This is a genomic window from Pseudomonas sp. Pseusp18 (assembly GCF_059506005.1).
The window spans coordinates 3,897,851-3,914,990 of record NZ_CP169240.1; the positions used below are offsets into that span (position 1 = coordinate 3,897,851).

General features: G+C 58.0%; 16 protein-coding genes and 1 pseudogene. 8 read left to right on the plus strand and 9 right to left on the minus strand.

The window, feature by feature from the left end; all coding sequences use genetic code 11:
- Positions 1-467 precede the first annotated feature (467 nt).
- The 4 genes from ACEN9A_RS17450 (at position 468) to argE (ending at position 4,138) form a co-directional block, all read left to right on the plus strand.
- Positions 468-1,778 carry a flavin-containing monooxygenase gene (locus tag ACEN9A_RS17450; protein WP_258668881.1) on the plus strand — a complete coding sequence of 437 codons (1,311 nt, stop codon included), beginning with the start codon at positions 468-470 and terminating at the stop codon, positions 1,776-1,778.
- Positions 1,779-1,802: 24 nt separating this feature from the next.
- Positions 1,803-2,219, plus strand: coding sequence for a RidA family protein (locus ACEN9A_RS17455; RefSeq protein ID WP_018930235.1), 417 nt, complete (start codon positions 1,803-1,805; stop codon positions 2,217-2,219).
- A 93-nt stretch (positions 2,220-2,312) separates the two neighbouring features.
- Positions 2,313-2,990, plus strand: coding sequence for a DUF1028 domain-containing protein (locus tag ACEN9A_RS17460; protein ID WP_258668882.1), 678 nt, complete (start codon positions 2,313-2,315; stop codon positions 2,988-2,990).
- Positions 2,987-4,138, plus strand: coding sequence for an acetylornithine deacetylase (argE, locus tag ACEN9A_RS17465; RefSeq protein WP_258668883.1), 1,152 nt, complete (start codon positions 2,987-2,989; stop codon positions 4,136-4,138). Before ACEN9A_RS17460 ends, argE begins: the two co-directional genes overlap by 4 nt.
- 15 nt (positions 4,139-4,153) lie before the next feature.
- Here the strand turns inward: argE and ACEN9A_RS17470 are convergent, their stop codons facing one another.
- Positions 4,154-5,065 (minus strand): LysR family transcriptional regulator, encoded by a 912-nt coding sequence (locus ACEN9A_RS17470; RefSeq protein ID WP_019648652.1) that lies wholly within the window; start codon positions 5,063-5,065, stop codon positions 4,154-4,156.
- A gap of 460 nt (positions 5,066-5,525) precedes the next feature.
- Between ACEN9A_RS17470 and ACEN9A_RS17475 the strand changes: the two genes are divergently transcribed.
- Positions 5,526-6,941 (plus strand): purine-cytosine permease family protein, encoded by a 1,416-nt coding sequence (locus ACEN9A_RS17475; protein WP_258668884.1) that lies wholly within the window; start codon positions 5,526-5,528, stop codon positions 6,939-6,941.
- 100 nt (positions 6,942-7,041) lie between these two features.
- Here ACEN9A_RS17475 and ACEN9A_RS17480 read toward each other — a convergent pair whose 3' ends face one another.
- The gene (locus ACEN9A_RS17480; RefSeq protein ID WP_258668885.1) at positions 7,042-7,464 is read right to left on the minus strand and encodes an HD domain-containing protein; all 423 of its coding nucleotides are present in this window, start codon (positions 7,462-7,464) and stop codon (positions 7,042-7,044) included.
- Positions 7,465-7,831: 367 nt separating this feature from the next.
- Between ACEN9A_RS17480 and ACEN9A_RS17485 the strand changes: the two are divergent.
- Both ACEN9A_RS17485 and ACEN9A_RS17490 read left to right on the plus strand, forming a co-directional pair.
- A pseudogene (locus ACEN9A_RS17485) lies at positions 7,832-8,917 on the plus strand (cache domain-containing protein); the annotation flags it as partial.
- A gap of 87 nt (positions 8,918-9,004) precedes the next feature.
- The gene (locus ACEN9A_RS17490; RefSeq protein ID WP_408981127.1) at positions 9,005-9,772 is read left to right on the plus strand and encodes a methyl-accepting chemotaxis protein; all 768 of its coding nucleotides are present in this window, start codon (positions 9,005-9,007) and stop codon (positions 9,770-9,772) included.
- 114 nt (positions 9,773-9,886) lie between these two features.
- Here the strand turns inward: ACEN9A_RS17490 and ACEN9A_RS17495 are convergent, their stop codons facing one another.
- Positions 9,887-10,201: a hypothetical protein gene (locus tag ACEN9A_RS17495; RefSeq protein ID WP_258668889.1), complete on the minus strand. Its 315-nt coding sequence runs from the start codon at positions 10,199-10,201 to the stop codon at positions 9,887-9,889.
- A 602-nt stretch (positions 10,202-10,803) separates the two neighbouring features.
- Here ACEN9A_RS17495 and ACEN9A_RS17500 point away from each other — a divergent pair.
- Positions 10,804-11,097 (plus strand): fructose-bisphosphate aldolase, encoded by a 294-nt coding sequence (locus ACEN9A_RS17500; protein WP_258668890.1) that lies wholly within the window; start codon positions 10,804-10,806, stop codon positions 11,095-11,097.
- Positions 11,098-11,169: 72 nt separating this feature from the next.
- Here the strand turns inward: ACEN9A_RS17500 and ACEN9A_RS17505 are convergent, their stop codons facing one another.
- The 6 genes from ACEN9A_RS17505 to ACEN9A_RS17530 all read right to left on the minus strand — a co-directional run bounded on the left by ACEN9A_RS17505 (position 11,170) and on the right by ACEN9A_RS17530 (position 17,140).
- Positions 11,170-12,930, minus strand: a complete 1,761-nt coding sequence (locus ACEN9A_RS17505) for an isocyanide synthase family protein (RefSeq protein WP_258668891.1) — start codon at positions 12,928-12,930, stop codon at positions 11,170-11,172.
- 27 nt (positions 12,931-12,957) lie between these two features.
- Positions 12,958-13,674: an HAD family hydrolase gene (locus ACEN9A_RS17510; RefSeq protein ID WP_258668892.1), complete on the minus strand. Its 717-nt coding sequence runs from the start codon at positions 13,672-13,674 to the stop codon at positions 12,958-12,960.
- On the minus strand, positions 13,674-14,669 hold the full coding sequence (locus tag ACEN9A_RS17515) for an isocyanide synthase family protein (protein ID WP_019648646.1): 996 nt from the start codon (positions 14,667-14,669) through the stop codon (positions 13,674-13,676). The genes ACEN9A_RS17510 and ACEN9A_RS17515 overlap by 1 nt, the downstream gene beginning before the upstream one ends.
- A 310-nt stretch (positions 14,670-14,979) precedes the next feature.
- Positions 14,980-15,624: an amidase gene (locus ACEN9A_RS17520; protein ID WP_258668893.1), complete on the minus strand. Its 645-nt coding sequence runs from the start codon at positions 15,622-15,624 to the stop codon at positions 14,980-14,982.
- 262 nt (positions 15,625-15,886) lie between these two features.
- A complete protein-coding gene (locus ACEN9A_RS17525; RefSeq protein WP_258668895.1) occupies positions 15,887-16,369 on the minus strand; it encodes a hypothetical protein in 483 nt (160 codons plus the stop codon).
- 498 nt (positions 16,370-16,867) lie between these two features.
- Positions 16,868-17,140 (minus strand): immunity protein CdiI family protein, encoded by a 273-nt coding sequence (locus tag ACEN9A_RS17530; protein ID WP_495688591.1) that lies wholly within the window; start codon positions 17,138-17,140, stop codon positions 16,868-16,870.

Below are 17,140 nucleotides of genomic sequence, written 5' to 3' on the forward strand. Positions count from 1 at the left end.
GGCCAGCGCTGGTCTCTGGCTTACAAGGTTTATCGGGCCTCTCACAGAACAGGATTTTTAGCTTTAGGCTGTTCTGCCTCACACGGCATAAGGGCTGGATCTCAGCGCGGAGATCTTTCTAACCGTGTACCCTTGGGAGCGCGCCCCACGCCTCCTCGCTATCCCTTTGCGCATCAGTCTGCGTCTTCACCTACAACCTCAGAATAGCAAACCATTCGAAGCCTGGGCCGGAGTTTTTAGACTAATTGTTTTCAAGGGGCATGATGGGTAAATGGAAAAATACTAACGCCGCGAGACGAACTTCCGAGCTGCCTCCAACACCGCCAGAAGATCGCAGACGCTAGATCGGTAATTTGTATTCAAATGCCAGCTTTATAATATTTTACCGATCCAGGGGTGATCCCTAGTCTTGACCCAAGAAATGGCAGGCCACAACCGACCTGATTCCAACTTCGATGGGTATAGAGATGACCACTGAAAAAACAAAAATAGATACGCTGATTGTGGGCGCCGGTCAGGCTGGCGTGGCCATGAGTGAACACCTGAGCAAACTCGGCGTGCCTCACCTGGTGCTCGAGCGCAGCCGCATCGCCGAGCGCTGGCGCACCGGCCGTTGGGATTCGCTGGTGGCCAACGGCCCGGCCTGGCACGATCGGTTTCCGGGCCTTGAGTTCGACGATCTCAGCCCTGACGGCTTTGCCCCGAAAGAGCGGGTGGCCGACTATTTCGAAGCCTACGCGAAGAAGTTCAACGCCCCCATCCGCACCGGCGTGGACGTGAAGAAAGTCGAGCGCAATGTCGGTCGTCCAGGCTTCACCATTGAAACCTCCGAAGGCGTGATCGAGGCCAACCGCGTAGTGGCCGCCACCGGACCTTTCCAGCGCCCGGTTATTCCGCCGATCGCGCCGAAAGATCAGCCATTCACCCAGATCCACTCCGCCGAATACCGCAACCCGCAGCAACTGCCAGAGGGCGCTGTGCTGGTGGTGGGCGCCGGCTCGTCCGGGGTGCAGATCGCCGATGAATTACAGAGTGCCGGCAAGCAGGTTTACCTCTCGGTGGGTGCGCACGATCGCCCTCCTCGCGCCTATCGCAACCGTGATTTCTGCTGGTGGCTGGGCGTGCTCGGCGAGTGGGATCAGGCCGCGATGAAACCCGGCCGGGAACACGTGACCATCGCGGTGAGCGGCGCGCATGGCGGCCGCACGGTGGACTTCCGTGGGCTGGCCCATCGCGGAATGACGCTGGTGGGTCTGACCCAATCGTTCAATGGCAGCGTGGCGACGTTCCAGCCCAACCTTGCCGACAACCTGGCACGCGGCGATGAGAACTATCTGGCGCTGCTCAATGCCGCCGACGCCTACGTCGAGCGCAATGGCCTGGACTTGCCGGAAGAACCTGAGGCGCGGCATACCTTCCCGGATCCGGATTGCGTCGCCAACCCGATTCTTGAACTCGACCTGGCCAAGGCTGGCGTGACTTCGATCATCTGGGCCACTGGCTTTGCCACGGATTACAGCTGGCTGAAGGTCGACGCTTTCGACGACAACGGCAAGCCGCAGCATCAGCGCGGAGTGTCGAGCGAGCCTGGGGTGTATTTCCTCGGCCTGCCGTGGCAATCGCGTCGCGGCTCTTCGTTCATCTGGGGTGTTTGGCACGACGCCAAGTACGTGGCTGATCAGATCGCCATCCAGCGCTCATACCACGACTACCGCGATGCCCTGCAACGCGAAGCTGAAACCGCCCCCCTCGCGCATAAAACCACCGTCAGCGCTTAACGAATAGTTCTTCAGGAGCCTCAGATGTCCACGCCAACCCATACCCGTATTCGCATGTTCAACACCAAGGAAACCTACCCGAACCAGAGCCTGGACAATGACCTGTGCCAAGCGGTGCGGGCCGGCAACACCGTTTATGTTCGCGGCCAGGTCGGCACCGATTTCGAAGGCAACCTGGTGGGCCTCGGCGACCCGCGTGCGCAAACCGAGCAAGCCATGCGCAACGTCAAACAGTTGCTGGAGGAAGCTGGCAGCGACCTCAGCCACATCGTCAAAACCACCACTTACCTGATTGACCCGCGTTACCGCGAGCCGGTTTATCGGGAAGTGGGCAAGTGGCTCAAAGGGGTGTTTCCGATTTCCACCGGGTTAGTGGTGTCGGCACTGGGGCAGCCGCAGTGGCTGATGGAGATTGATGTGATTGCGGTGATTCCTGAGTAAGCAGGTAGACCGAGTCGCGGCCAGCGGGGGCTTGCCCGCTATGGCGTCGAGACAGACAACCTATTTCTCCAAGCCCGAACAAGGAGCAAAACCATGACCTTCTCCATCGCCGCCCGTTGCCCCGAAACCGGTCAGTTCGGCATTGCAATCAGTTCCTCAAGCATCGCCGTCGGCGCCCGCTGCCCCTGGCTATTGCCCGGTGTCGGCGCGGTCTCCACACAAAATATCACCCTGCCATCCCTCGGCCCGGAAACCCTCGCCCTCATGGAACAAGGCCTCTCACCTGTCGAGGCTCTGGACAAGGCATTGACCCGCAACGGCTACAGCCAATACCGACAAATCACGGCGATCGACCACCTCGGTCGCACCGCGCATTTCAGCGGCTCAGAAACCCTGGGCAACCACAACGCCGTGTCTGGCGAGCAATGCGTGGCCGCCGGCAACATGCTCGCGGACCGAGCCGTGATCGAGGCCATGGTCGAGGCGTACGAACATGGCGAGGGCCAACTGACCGATCGCTTGCTCACCGCGATGAAAGCGGCGGTGGTCGCAGGCGGTGAAGCCGGGCCGGTGCATTCGGCTGCCGTTGTAGTGGTCGGCGAACTGACCTGGCCGATCATCAACCTGCGGGTCGATTGGGCTGATGAAGATCCGATAGGCAAATTGCAGCAGTTGTGGGACGCCTATCGCCCACAGGTCAAGGACTACATCGACCGCGCCCTCGCCCCCGATAAATCCCCTGGCTACGGTGTCGCCGGAGACGACCGATGAGCAACAGCCGCGATTTGCTTGAAGCCTTGGTGGCGTTCGACACCACCAGCCGCGAATCAAATCTGCAGCTGATCGAGTTCGTCCGCGACTACCTCGCCCGCTTCGATGTGCCTTGCGAGCTGGTCTACAACGACGAGCGCAGCAAGGCCAATCTGTTCGCCACCATCGGCCCGGCGGATCAGCCGGGCATCGTGTTGTCGGGGCACACCGATGTGGTGCCCGTCGACGGCCAGCCGTGGACGGTTGCGCCGTTCCAGCTCACCGAGCGCGACGGCAAGCTGTACGGTCGCGGCACCGCGGACATGAAAGGCTACATTGCCTGCGTACTCGCCCTGGTGCCGTCGCTGGTGAAGGCCTCGCTACGACTGCCGGTGCACATCGCGCTGTCCTACGATGAGGAAGTCGGCTGTCTCGGCGTTCGTTCGCTTTTGAAAGCCCTCGAACAGCGCCCGGTCAAACCGATGCTCTGCATCATCGGCGAACCGACCGAGCTCAAACCGGTGCTCGGCCACAAGGGCAAGCTGGCGATGCGCTGCGACATTCATGGCGAAGCCTGCCATTCGGCGTACGCGCCACTCGGGGTCAATGCGATTGAATACGCCGCCGAACTGATCGGCGAACTGGGGCGAATAGGTCAAAGGCTCAAGGCACCGGAACATCACGACGCCCGTTTCGATCCGCCGTTCAGCACCGTGCAAACCGGCGTCATCTCCGGCGGCAAGGCTTTGAACATCGTCCCCGCCGATTGCCGCTTCGACTTTGAAATCCGCGCCCTGCCCTCACAAGACCCTGGCCTCGTTGCGCAGGAATTGCAGACCTACGCCGAGCAACAAGTGCTACCGCGCATGCGCGCCGTGAGTGATCAGAGTGAAATCCGCTTCAGTGAGTTGTCGGCCTATCCCGGTTTGGCGACCGATGCGCACAGCAAAGCCGCTGAGCTGATCGCGGCTTTTTCCGGTTCTCGGGAGTTCGGTACGGTGGCGTTCGGCACCGAGGGCGGTCTGTTTGACGCGGCGGGTATTGCGACAGTGGTGTGCGGTCCGGGCAGCATGGATCAGGGTCATAAGCCGGACGAATTTGTCAGCCTCGAACAACTGAACGGCTGCGACCAAATGCTGCAACGGATGCTGTTATCAATCAGCCGCTGATGATTGGCCCGACGCTCAGGTATACAGTCGGGCCAGTTCTTCCTGGCAGTAATCCACGAATAGCTGTACCGGTTTGGTCAGCTGCGACCTTCTCAACCATGCCGCCGACAGACCCGAACCGGTCACGGTTTCGGCCAGCGGTATGCACACGACTTTCTGCCCGTCATAGGTGTATTCGGAAAACGGTTTGGTGACCAGAATCGAAAAACCAAAACCGCGCCCGACCATCCCTCGCACCATCTCGATCGAAGGTGAGCTGAACACGATGTGCGGCGTCAGCCCACGCTCTTCAAAAATGCTCACGAAGTAGGTCCGGCTCGGCACCACGTCCAGCAATATCATCGGCTCCAGCACCAGGTCATTCAGCGACACTTTCGCCTGTTGCGCGAAGCGGTGATCCGCCGGCAACAAGGCGTAGGGCTGTTGCGGCGGCATCAGCGGCACTGTCTCAATCGTGCTGTCCAGATCGTGTTCGAACAGCATCGCCAGGTCGATGCTGCCGGCGGTCAGTGCCTGCACCAGTTCCTGCTGCTCGCCATCGCGAATACGGATCTCCACACCTGGCCAACGCTCCTTGAAACCAGCGATCAAACGCGGCAGGTACAGCGGCGCCACCGTTTCAAAACAGCCAATATCGATTTGCCCCGCGACCACGTCGTTGTCCGCCAGCGCGTTCTGCTCAAACTCATGCGCGACCCGCAGCAGCTCCAGCGCCTTGCGATAAAACCGCGACCCGCTCGGCGTCAGCGAAACACCCTGGGCGTGATGCCGGATAAACAGCTGCACGCCAAAACTTTCTTCAAGGTGCTTGATCGCCGTCGACACCGACGGCTGCGCGATATAAAGCTTGCGCGAAGCCTCCGCCACGCTGCCGCAGTCGGCGGTGGTGACGAAATACTTGAGCTGTCGCAGGTTGTAAGCGGCCATGGGGACCTCCAGACACAACACATCAAAATCAAAAAACTTCCGCGGAACACAATTACTGTAAGAGCTGGCGAAGCCTGCGGGATCAGTCGATGCACAACTCTGTGGCGAGGGGGCTTGCCCCCGTTGGGTCGCGAAGCGGCCCCAAAACCTGCAACCATGGTGTATCAGGTGCACCGCATGCAGCGGTTTTACGACTGCTTCGCAGCCGAGCGGGGGCAAGCCCCCTCGCCACAGGTAACAAAACCAGGCATTACGGAGTATCCAAGGACGCTCAGGATCAAGGCTGAACATACCCGACACATCAAAACCCCGGGCATATATTTTTTAAGGTTTGAAGCAACAAACTTACTAATTTATCTATCCCGACGCATTGCACATCATCGCTCCAACAAGAAAAGCGTCGCTCGCGCGGCGCTCACCGAAGTACGTCCACGTACTCATCCTTGCCTTGGAGTTCACCATGTCCACCGCAGCAACACCCTCCGCTCCGCTCATCGAAAAACACACGATTGGATACGTCCCCCCGGAAGATCGCCACGGAAAGGTAAGAGACCTGTTCACCCTCTGGTTCGGCGGCAACATCGCGCCGCTACCCATCGTCACCGGCGCCCTCGGCGTGCAATTGTTCCAGCTGAACCTGGTGTGGGGCATCGTCGCCATTCTGGTCGGCCACCTGGTCGGCGGCGTGCTGATGGCCCTGCACTCGGCGCAAGGCCCGCAGATGGGCATTCCACAAATGATCCAGAGCCGCGCTCAGTTCGGCTCCCTCGGCGCCCTGCTGGTGGTGCTGATCGCCGGCATCATGTACATCGGCTTCTTCGCCTCCAACATCGTCCTCGCCGGCAAGTCCCTGCACGGCGTGGTCGACAGCGTGCCGGTGCCAGTGGGCATCGTCATCGGCGCGCTCGGGTCGGGCATCATCGGCATCATCGGCTATCGCTTCATCCACGTGCTCAACCGCATCGGCACCTGGGTGCTGGGCGTCGGCATTGTGCTGGGCTTCGGCTACATCCTCACCCACGTGCAAACCGCCGACTTCCTTACCCGCGGCAGCTTCAATATTTCCGGTTGGCTGGCCACCGTATCGTTGGCCGCGCTCTGGCAAATCGCCTTCGCCCCTTACGTGTCCGACTACTCGCGCTACCTGCCGGAAGACGTGCCCGTCGCCGCTACTTTCTGGACCACTTACCTCGGCTCGGCACTCGGCTCCAGCCTGTCGTTCATCTTCGGCGCCGTCGCAGTCCTCGCCACCCCCGTCGGCATGGACACCATGGACGCGGTCAAACTCGCCACCGGCTCCATCGGCCCACTGATGCTTGTGCTGTTCCTGCTCAGCGTCATCAGCCACAACGCCCTCAACCTCTATGGCGCCGTGCTGTCGCTGATCACCCTGGTGCAAACCTTCGCCTACCGCTGGATCCCCACCGCCAAGAGCCGCGCCATCCTCTCGGTCATCGTCCTCGCCGCCTGCTGCTTCGCCGCCGTCGGTGCATCAGCCGACTTCATCGGCCACTTCGTCGACATGGTGTTGGTGTTGCTCGTGGTGCTGGTGCCCTGGACCGCGATCAACCTGATCGACTTCTACGCCATTCACAAAGGTCAGTACGACATCGATTCGATCTTCCAGGTCGATGGCGGGATCTATGGCCGGTACAACCCGCAGGCGTTGTTGGCGTATGCGATCGGGATTGCGGTGCAGATTCCGTTCATGAACACGCCGCTGTATGTCGGGCCGATCTCGGCGCACATCAATGGGGCAGATTTGTCCTGGGTGGTGGGGTTGTTGGTGACTTCGCCGTTGTACTGGTGGTTGGCGAATCGTGACACGGCTTACAGACGTCGGCTGTCTACCGGAAAACTGGCCAACAGTCTGTAACCCTGTGGGATGAGGTTTGCCCGCGATGAGGCCTTCAAAAGCACCATCGCCGGCAAGCCGTTCTTGCTGTGGAACATCCGCAACGCGTTACCAACACCCGCTACGAACGCAACACCCCCATCGCCCGCCGATACTTCTCAACGCGCTCCAGATCCTCCCAGGACGGCTGGGCAATCCGCGACAAGTCGCTGTTCTCTTCCAGATCCGCCAGCTTCACCACCCGCCCGATCGGGTTCTGCGCCGCGCGCTCGACGAACGCCTCGTAGGACTCACCCGGCGCCTTGGTCACCGACGCAATCGCCGTCAGCACCGCTTCACTGAAACCTTCCTTGCGCAGATCGTCGAGGCCGATGCCGCAGTCCTCGACCACGTCATGTAACACCGCGACGATGCGCTCTTCCAGCGTGTTCACCCGCAGCATGACTTTCAGCGGATGCAGGATGTAAGGCGCCCCGCCCTTGTCCACCTGCCCCTCATGCGCCGCGGCGGCGATGGCAATGGCGCGCTCCAGTGTCTGACTCATGGGATTCTCCTCGGGTTAAATGCCGTAACGTCGCGGCCAGGATTTTGAAGTCTGCAAAATATGTAGGAATCTGCTCGTTGTGGCGAGGGAGCTTGCTCCCGGTGGGCTGCGAAGCGGCCCCAAACCCTGTTAGCCCATCTTGGTGAGCTGGTTTGAGCTGATCCAGAGCTCAGCTCACCAACGCTGAAGCACGAAGATAGAAGCCTCTTGCCCAGCCTTAAGATTGAGAACATTTTTTACTTTTTTTGTGCACGAATAAACCGTAAAGATTCCACCAAACCAGCCGAAAAAGACTAAACAGCAAATCGCCACTCATCCGTGTGATCCGGCTATTTGCACCGCACTTCCTCGGATGGTGATCGTCATAATGAAAATAAAAAACAAGCTCGTCCTTGCCTTTGTATTGGTCGCCTTCATTCCGGTGAGCCTGGTGGCGGTGATATCGGTGCTGAATATACGGGCTCAGGCGGTCGATCAGTTTCTCGATGGCAGCACCCGTGAAATACGCCAGATCGACGGCAATATGCGGCAGTTTTTCGACGGCACGCAGCAAAATGTCGATCAAATGGCCACCGACCCTGTATACACATCGATCGCAGGCCTAAAACACTATCAGGCCGCCGATGCCGCCAGCCTGCCTCTGCCACCGGCCGCCCGGCATGTCATTGATGCGTTCGCCCGTTATGGCGCGATGCACCCGGCCGCCGCCATCCTTTCCATCGGCCTGGAAGATGGCAGCTACGCGAAATGGCCGGACGACCCGCAGCTGTCGAACTACGACCCGCGTTTGCGCCCTTGGTACAAAGCCGCCATGGCTAGCCCCGGCAAAACGGTACGAACCCCCGCTTACTACTATGACAAGGACGCTGTGGCGCTGGTCGGCAGCGCCAGGGCACTGCTCGATGACGCTGGAAACGCCAAGGGTGTATTGGTCGTGAGCGTTTCGCTGAAAAACCTCACCGAACTGGTCAAAAGCATCAAGCTCGGCGAAAGCGGCTACGTGATGTTGATCGAGGACGGCACCGTGCTGGTCGACCCGCGTGACGCCGGGCACAGCTTCAAGCAGCTCAAGGACCTGGGCGAGCCCTACGCCAAACTGGCTGCCACCGCGCAGGGCTCCACCGAGGTGCAAATCAACGGGGTCAGGTACATGGCCAATGTCTGGACATCGCCCGGCCTTGGTTGGCGTTACGTTGGTTTGATCGAGTACAGCGAAGTCATGGCCGCGGCCACTCGCATGACCTACCTGACGGCGGTTATCGTGGTTGTGCTGGTGCTGTTCTTTGCGCTGCTCGCTGCGGCGTTCGCCAGGGTGATCGTCAAGCCTATCGGCCAGGTCAGCACCGGGTTGCAATCGATTGCCGAAGGCGAAGGTGATCTGCGCCGCGATCTCGAGGTGCAGGGCAAGGACGAAACTGCAGAACTGGCAGGCTGGTTCAACAAGTTTCTCGCCGCGATACGCCAGTTGATACAACGTATCGGCGCCGCATCGACCAACCTGCAGGATGCCTCGCGCGTCAACAGCGAGGTGGCCAATAACATGAATCAGGCGGCCGGTCGTCAGCGTGAAGCGGTGGAGTTGGTGTCCACGGCATTCAACGAAATGGTCGCTACCGCCAACGAAGTGGCCCGTTCGTGCAGCACCGCAGCCGACTCCGCCGAGAACGGACACCACCGTGTGGCCGAAGGCAAACAGCAGATCGAATTGACCACCCAGAACGTCAACCGCCTGGGTCGTCGCTTGACCGAGTCTTCCCAGGCCATGGTGGAGCTGGAAGAAGGCAGCCGCAGCATCAACCAGATTCTGGGCACCATCCGCGCCATCGCCGAGCAGACCAATCTGCTGGCACTGAACGCGGCGATCGAGGCCGCCAGGGCGGGTGACCAGGGCCGGGGTTTTGCCGTGGTCGCGGATGAGGTCCGAGCCCTGGCCAAGCGCACGTCCGACTCCACCGGGGAAATCGACCAGTTGCTCAACACGCTCGGCAGCAAGACCCAGGAAGTTTCGCAGAAGATGGAAAGTTGCCTGGACCTGTCGCGTGCCAGCGTGTCCTCGATCGAGAACGCACGTGACAGCTTTGAAGGCATCCAGTTGTCGGTCAATGAAATCCGGGATCAGAACCTGCAGATATCGGCAGCGGCGGAAGAACAGCACAGTGTGGCCGAAGAGATCAATCGACATATCCAGCAGATCTACGACGAAGCACGGCTGGTCGAAAGCCTGGCCAACTCCGCGCAAGAAGACTCAGGCCGGCTGTCGCACCTCTCGGATGAACTGAACGGGCTGGTGGGGCGTTTCAAGTCGTAGGGGTATTGTGGTTTGTAGTGGCCAACCGATGGGGACTCCGTTGGATGAGTGCCTTGATGGGTTTCAGCTGATAGTGGAAGAAAAGGTGACAGGTCTATTTATCAAATAGATCTGTCACCTTTTTTGGTCACCTTTTTTGAGAATCATTGACACCAGCGTCGCCTGATCGACGCCCGGATGACCATCCACCAGCTCAGCGACCCAGCCACAGCCGGACTTCTGCAAATGCAGACGCCACTCACCCGGCCAAGCCTCAAGCGCCGACACCGCCAACCACGCCGCCCCGCCCTGCTCGCAATGACCACCACCGATGGACTGTTCGAAACAAAAAGGCGCGTCCGGCCGGGAAAGGTCGATGTGGAAGAGGTAAATGTCCTGGGTTTTGTGCTGCGGCGTGGGAGCGTTGTTGCGGCTGCCGATTTCGATCATGGGCGCGTTCCATCCTTGATTTGCCATTGGCTTTCAGTCTACGACGGCGGCGGCGCTGAGCGGAAGCAAGCGACCTCACCGCCGAATATCCCGCGCCTGATCGTTCGATGAGCGCGCGGCCAGGATTTTGAAGTCTGCAAAACGTGTAGGAATCTGCCCTTTGTGGCGAGGGGGCTTGCCCCCGTTGGGCTGCGAAGCAGCCCCAAACCCTGCTAGCCCGTTTCCTCAGACACACCGCAACGCCCGGTTTTGCGGCGGCTGCGCCACCGAACGGGGGCAAGCCCCCTCGCCACAGTGACCGCGTGTGGTCCTACAGCCCGGTTGCGGCTACCAAAATCACTGCCTAGAGTGGGTCTGTCGCTGAGCGAATTCAGCGATAGGGTTTCGCAGCCCTGACGATACGTGTAGTAACCTTGCACCCCAAAACCAGCAACGGTCGCACAAACGCGCCCGTACTCCGTTTATGGTGGCTGTGTGTGGGAGATCTTCGGGTCTGCCGGGTTCCTCGTATCCTCGGTCTGCGAACCCGCACATAGCTACCACCCATTCGTTTCGCAGCGAACGGCAGTAGTTCTTCTTACAGATACGAGGAAGATTTACTTATGAGCACGAATACCCCGCTCCGCCACTACTCCCCAATGTCCCACTTCGCCACCGACCACCCCGTCCTCCTCATCGACGCCGACGCTCCGATACGCGAACTCCACAGTTGCCTCAGCGAACGCCTCAACGCCGTCCTCAAATACCTCAACCTCATGGCCTGCACCAGCCTCCCCGACTACGCCGAACACGACATCAACACCGTCACCAACATCGCCCGGATCATGGTTCAGGATGTGAGCGATGTGTTTCGGGTGATTGAGCAGCGTGGGTTTGATACGCCCAAGGGTCAGTGACTTAATTTCAGTCGTAGAAAAACCGCATTACTGCGGTTTTTCTGCTTCCTGCTCCGACTCTGACAACAACAATCAGTAAACCTGCACCCGCCACAACTCCCGCGACGAAGAACCCGCCGACATCGGCAGCCGCCCATGCAGCGTCCGATAGTTGTCGATCAGCACCAGATCACCCTCACTCCATTGATGAGCAATCAGACACTCCGGGTCATAAACCAGCGCATTGACCTGTTCCAGCAACGCCTGCTGAGCCTGCTCGTCATGGTCCTGCACAGACTGGCTCAAGGTCTGAAATGTCGAGTCGGTGCCCTCTTGGTAACGCAGGATGAGCTCGCCGCTGCGGGGGTGGTGATCCACCAGGCTGTACATGCGTGGCGAGCCGCCGAAGTAGGTCATTTTGGTGTAGTAGGTGATGTTCACGCCCAGCCATTGTCGGGCGACTTGCTGCCCGACCTTGCGCAGTACGTTGCGGCTGTCGACGATGGTGGTCTGGCCCTCGCCCGGCTGCGGCGCGGTCTTGCAGTACAGCATGAATTTGCTGGCGCAGAATTTCGGGTTGCGTTGAACTTGCGCATCGCTGTCGGGCAGCATGTTCAGGTCCCAGTGCAACGGTGTTTTCTCCAGCGAGTGCACCACGCCTTGGGGTTTGTCCGCAGGCTTGACCACGTGAACGGCACCGAAGGCCCATTCGTAGAGCGTGCCGAAACGTTCGCAGCTGCGAGCAAAGCTGTCCTGGTCATCGAAGCGGCAGCCTTTGAGGCAGACGAAACCGAAGGTTTCCACCAGTGCTTCCAGCAGGCCGGTGGAGAGTCGTTCGAAACCCAGCCCCAACGGGTCTCGCACCACCAGGCCAAACAGCGGAAGTTTTTGCAGTTCGTACTCGAAGCCTTGGGCCTGCGGGTTTTCTGTTTGATGGTAGAGCCATGGCCGCCCCTCATAGGTGATCAGCACATGGTGGTCCAGGTCGACCTGAGCACGGGTGCGAAGGGTCTGGCTGCCGTCGAGGTTGCACACCGGCACGGCGTGCCAGGGGCTGTACACACGCTTGAGTCCTTCGGCCAGGCCGAAGGTGAATTTGGGGCCGGCATTGCTGTATTGATGGACCGACAAGCGAATGTCATCGCCAAAGAAACGGTCCACTGCCGCGTTCAATGCCTGCCCGCGATACATCATTTGGTAGGCTTTGAAGTTGATTTGTTGCAGGTACTCGTCCTCGCTCTGCCCGTCTTCGCGGCACAGACGCAGGTCGTTGTAGAGGTGACTGCAGAGGTCGTCATGCGCCCGGCTGAGGGATTCATCGTCGCGGCTCTGCTCGATCAGTTCACCAAGGTTTTTCCACGGCAAACGGGCCTGCTTGATCAGGCTGGCGCGAACCGACTCGGCACTTTGGGCCTGGGGAAACAGGTCTTCCATGCTGACCCACTCAATCGTGTGGGTGGTGCACAGTTCACGCAACGCCCGGTTGTAGGCGGCGCGAACGTCGTCGGCCACGCCGACGATGTCATTGAAGGTCGTGCCGTCGCTGAGGATCGACACCACGCAGCCCGGTGCGTGCAACGCGGCAATGGCTTGGCCGAGTTGGTCGAGGCGCTCGATGGCCATGACCTCGCCGTAGTCCGGCAGCACGCCGAAGGTCTGGTCGCTGGCGTTTGGCGACTTGCAGGGAAAGCCTGGCAAAACCAGACGCACTGGCAGGCCCTGATCGAAGCAGTGCCCCAATCGAAGCGCCAGATGCGCCCTGCCTTGTGTGTCGAAACAATCATCCGTGCCTTTGAGCAGATAACCGGCCAGCAAATCGCTGACGGCAGCGATCCAGGCGTCTCTATGTTCCATAGAACAATTTCCTTGAGGGTGTGTGTATCAATAGGATTTGACGGTGTCGCCATGCTCGGTGAACGCATGCGCAGCCCCGCAGGCTTGCTGCAAAATGCGCAGCAATTCGGCCGGGTGTTCACAGCACAAGTTCGGGGCCTGGGCCTGCAAGTCTGGTGTCAGGCCATAGCCCCAAGTGACTGCCGCCGAATACATGCCTGCAGCACGGGCCGTTTGCAGATCGATCTCCGTGTCACCGACGAACAAGCAGCGTTGCGGATCAACCGACAACCGCCGGGCGGCTTCCCATGCCACCTCCGGTTGCGGTTTGAGCGACCTGCCTGCGCGATGTCCCAGAATTGGCCCGAAAGCATTCTGCGGCAGCAACGTTGTGGAAACCTGCAACGCCATTTCCTCGGCCTTGTTGGTCACGATAGCCAGCGGTAGCTGTAACTGTCGGCAGCCTTCGAGCAATTCCAAGACACCGCTGAATGGACGGGAAAATTGAACCAGGTTGTGCTGATAGAGCGCCACATAGCGCTGGTGCAAGGCGACCGCATCGACTATGCCAAACTGCGCGGCGACCCGCTCGCTCATCGCCGTGGTGCCGCCGCCGATATACCCCCGCACTGTTTCCGAGGTCAGCGCCGGGCAACCGTGTTCGAGCAGCACTTGGTTCAAGCACCAGGTGATGTCGGGCAAGGTGTCGACCAGAGTCCCGTCCAAATCGAAGAGTACGGCTTCGACCCGTAACCGAGACGTCATCATTGAGCACTGGCGTAATGACAAGGACGCCCCTTGCGGAACACCAGGCGGTGATAGCGCTCATCGACATTGCTGCGTTTTTCGAGCGTGACCACACCCCGTCGCTTGATGGCCACCGAATGCCAGGGCGTACGCCACAGGTCACTGGTTGGCACCAACCGGATACCGATCTTCGTCGAGACCGCCAGCTGCGGGTGAATCGACAGGCGCAGGCAATGCGGGTAACGCGCCTGTAACAGCGCACCCCAGGCTTCACTGCGCTGGATCACCCGCTGCGAGGCCGGCTTGGCGACCTTCTTCACTGCGTTGAGGCTCATGCCAGCGAATACTTTCAGTCCCGAGTAATCCTCGGAAAGAAAGCGATGGATGCCGCAGTACATCAACATCATGTGCGGATCATCCTTGAAGCGCTGCTGCAACAAGATCAATGACTGACCGTGCTCGATCATCATCTCTTCACGCATGGCGTCCAGACAATCCAGCTGAGGGTAGGCATCCCGGAGATCGAAATGGGCAAACGTACCGCGGTAGTGCTGCTCGGCGTAGTGCTGGATAGCGTCGGTGTAGGCCTTGACGTCGGAATCGGGAACATGCACCAAGTCAGAGAACACATAGCCATCGGAACAAATATGAATCAGCGCGCCCGGTGCGTAGATCTCCTGGATCTCTGTGCACAGGCGGTTTAACTCATCGATAGCATGATGTTCAGCAAGATCGGGCAGATGACTCAGGGTTTTCTTGCGGCTGGGCGATTTGCCGGGAAAGGCTGGCAAGACCATTTCAATCTTGCGACCGCTCTCGACCGCCTGCATGACCTTGGTCAGATGGGGTTCCAGCACCTGCGACGACAGTTCGTGATCCTGCCCCGGGGCGAGGCTACGACGGCGAAACAGACATTCGAGGATTTGCTCGGCAATGTTCATGTGTGGGGTGTTCTGATGCTCGTGCACCAGCTGACCGCACACCTGTTGAGCAACGGTGTTTGAACCTTGCATAGACAATCCTTTGTGTTGTGAACAACGGCCATCTTTTGGCCATCAGCAGATATCCCTTACCTGCGGGCGGCTAAATTCCTACAAGTTGTGAGGGCTGTCAATCGTGGCAATCCGGAATATTACGGCACCAAAATCACCGAAAAACCCTCACACAGGCTCATGCAACGTCCAGGCTGGCAAGGCCATACTGCGGCCACACAAGTGTGCCTGGTCCTGATTCCATTGCGCTCTCCTGAAAAACAGATCGGAAGGTGTGAACCTTGTTCAGGATGGGACACCGCCCCCTTTTCTCGTTAGCCTGACAATCTGGTCAGTGCCGACCACAGTTAGAATCAGCGGGAGGCTCAAAATTGAGTACGTTCGACAATGGACGACTAGATTTCCCGGACGGGACCACCTCATACACACTAAACGCACATATTGCCTGTCCGTTACCCTCAGCGGCGGGCCGATAAACAAGGCCGATATCGGCTTCATAGCTCTTGTTTTCTTCAAAGACAAAAAGCCGCGTGGCTTCGGGGCAGGTCTGATACGTACTGCCGTAACTACCGGCGAAAAGCTTCAAACGCTCCAACAAAAAAGGTTTGCCCGCAGGGACAAGGTATTCAGGGGCCATCTCGGTGTAGGCCCCCTCAGCCATTCTCGTCGCCCCCAGATACTCCGGCATTTTCGGTGCGAAGCGCGCAACCATATTCAGTTGCTGTGGCACGAGAGGCATCTGTGGGTAGTTCACGCTAGGCTGATGCTCACCGAAAAAACGACCCGCCTTCGCCAACACCTTGGTATCCGCGCTACACCCCGTGTATGCATTGCCACGCACATAACCATTGGTAATCACCCGAAGCTTCGCCGTCGGAACGTCCGACGCGGGTTCGATGTAGGGTTCCAGTGGTTTGATGCTGCAGGCGGTGAGTAGAGAGAAGGCGGTGATGAGTGTTTTTTTCTTGATATCCATATACTGACTCTTGCACAGCTCTGATGAATGGCAAAGTGCCCCGCCTACAACTCCAGACTTAAACTCTCCGAATCATTACTGCCTCTGATTCTAACTGGAAAAATACCACATCCTCCAACAATCCCATCCATACCCGGAAGACTCAAACTCTTAAAGCTCACCTAGGCACCGAAGAGTTAATACTTATCCCCCTCAAAAAATTGGGCAGATTTATTTTCTGACCACAGCACAAAGTCAAACAAATAATCCCTCCCTAACCCTCTCACGCCTGCTTAATAACTTGAAAAAAAGTAACAACAGGACCGTAGTCCTGATCAGAATTGGAGACTTCAACAGAAAACAACCTCTCCGGAAACTTATCCTTTAAAACCAAACGCCAAGATAATGCGACAATTTCGCACAACTGCTCAAAGACAGCATCATCCACCTTATCAGTACAGCCTGCAAAAACATCATATAGATGAGTGTGATTCAACATTCTCTCGACCGCACTAATATCACCATCAAAATTCTTCACCCAAGATAAAAAAACATCAGCATCATACTTATTTTCTAGAATAACAGCTTCACCCACGACGACAAAATCAGGAAATAATAGCCGACAAAACAACAATGAATCCTCAGGACTACACATATCACTCACGTAAGAAAATATATCAATGCCACTTTTATCCGCCCACTGGGATCGCCATAGCTCATACTTATTCAAACCACTAAACGGCTTAACTGTATTGATCTTTATCATGAAATTTCATCCAACGTAGCAGGTCTTGGTGGGGATTTCGTTGAGGGAGACTGAACTCTGACCGTCCCGTCCGGCAACGAACGAGAAATCGGGGACAGACCACGATTAAATTGAAGGAGCATTATCCAGCCCCTCGATAAATGTGGTCTGTCCCCGCTTTCGCTCCCCAAGTATTAAAGTTCTGCCACCCTCTAGCCTCTTGGATAGCTGGCGTCAATGGCTCATCAAATCCACGAACGCTAGCTTTAACATCGATCCCTGCCTCTCTGGCTGCGGCGATTCGAGTGTTATCCATGCTAGTCAGCTTGCCATCAGGCATTTTAACAACGTCAACTGGATCACCTTTCCAACCATTAGTCCGCATGCTTTGGACTAAATCGTCGTATGTGTAATTTGTACCCGTTACTCGGCCAGCTTTATTGAATGAGACGCTATTTTGCGAGAACCGAATATCATCAACCGCATGAGGTGTGACACTATCTGCCTCTTTTGCACCAACTAAATTTTAAGAGACACAGAAAATTCTGGCCCGAGCTCACCCCTCAAACTTATAACTAATCGCTCCCCCTCCAACTTAAACTCACGCTCCAACTCCTCACTCTTGAACCCGGAGTTCGGCGGATAATCAACATCCAGTGTTTCATCATAAATGGCGGCCCACTTTAACAGACGCTCCTGAAGCTCTTTAGAGATCGGAAGCTCACAAGGAGCCATGTCCCCATATTCGCCGGGGGACATATTCCAAATCGGATAACACTGATAATCCGCCAT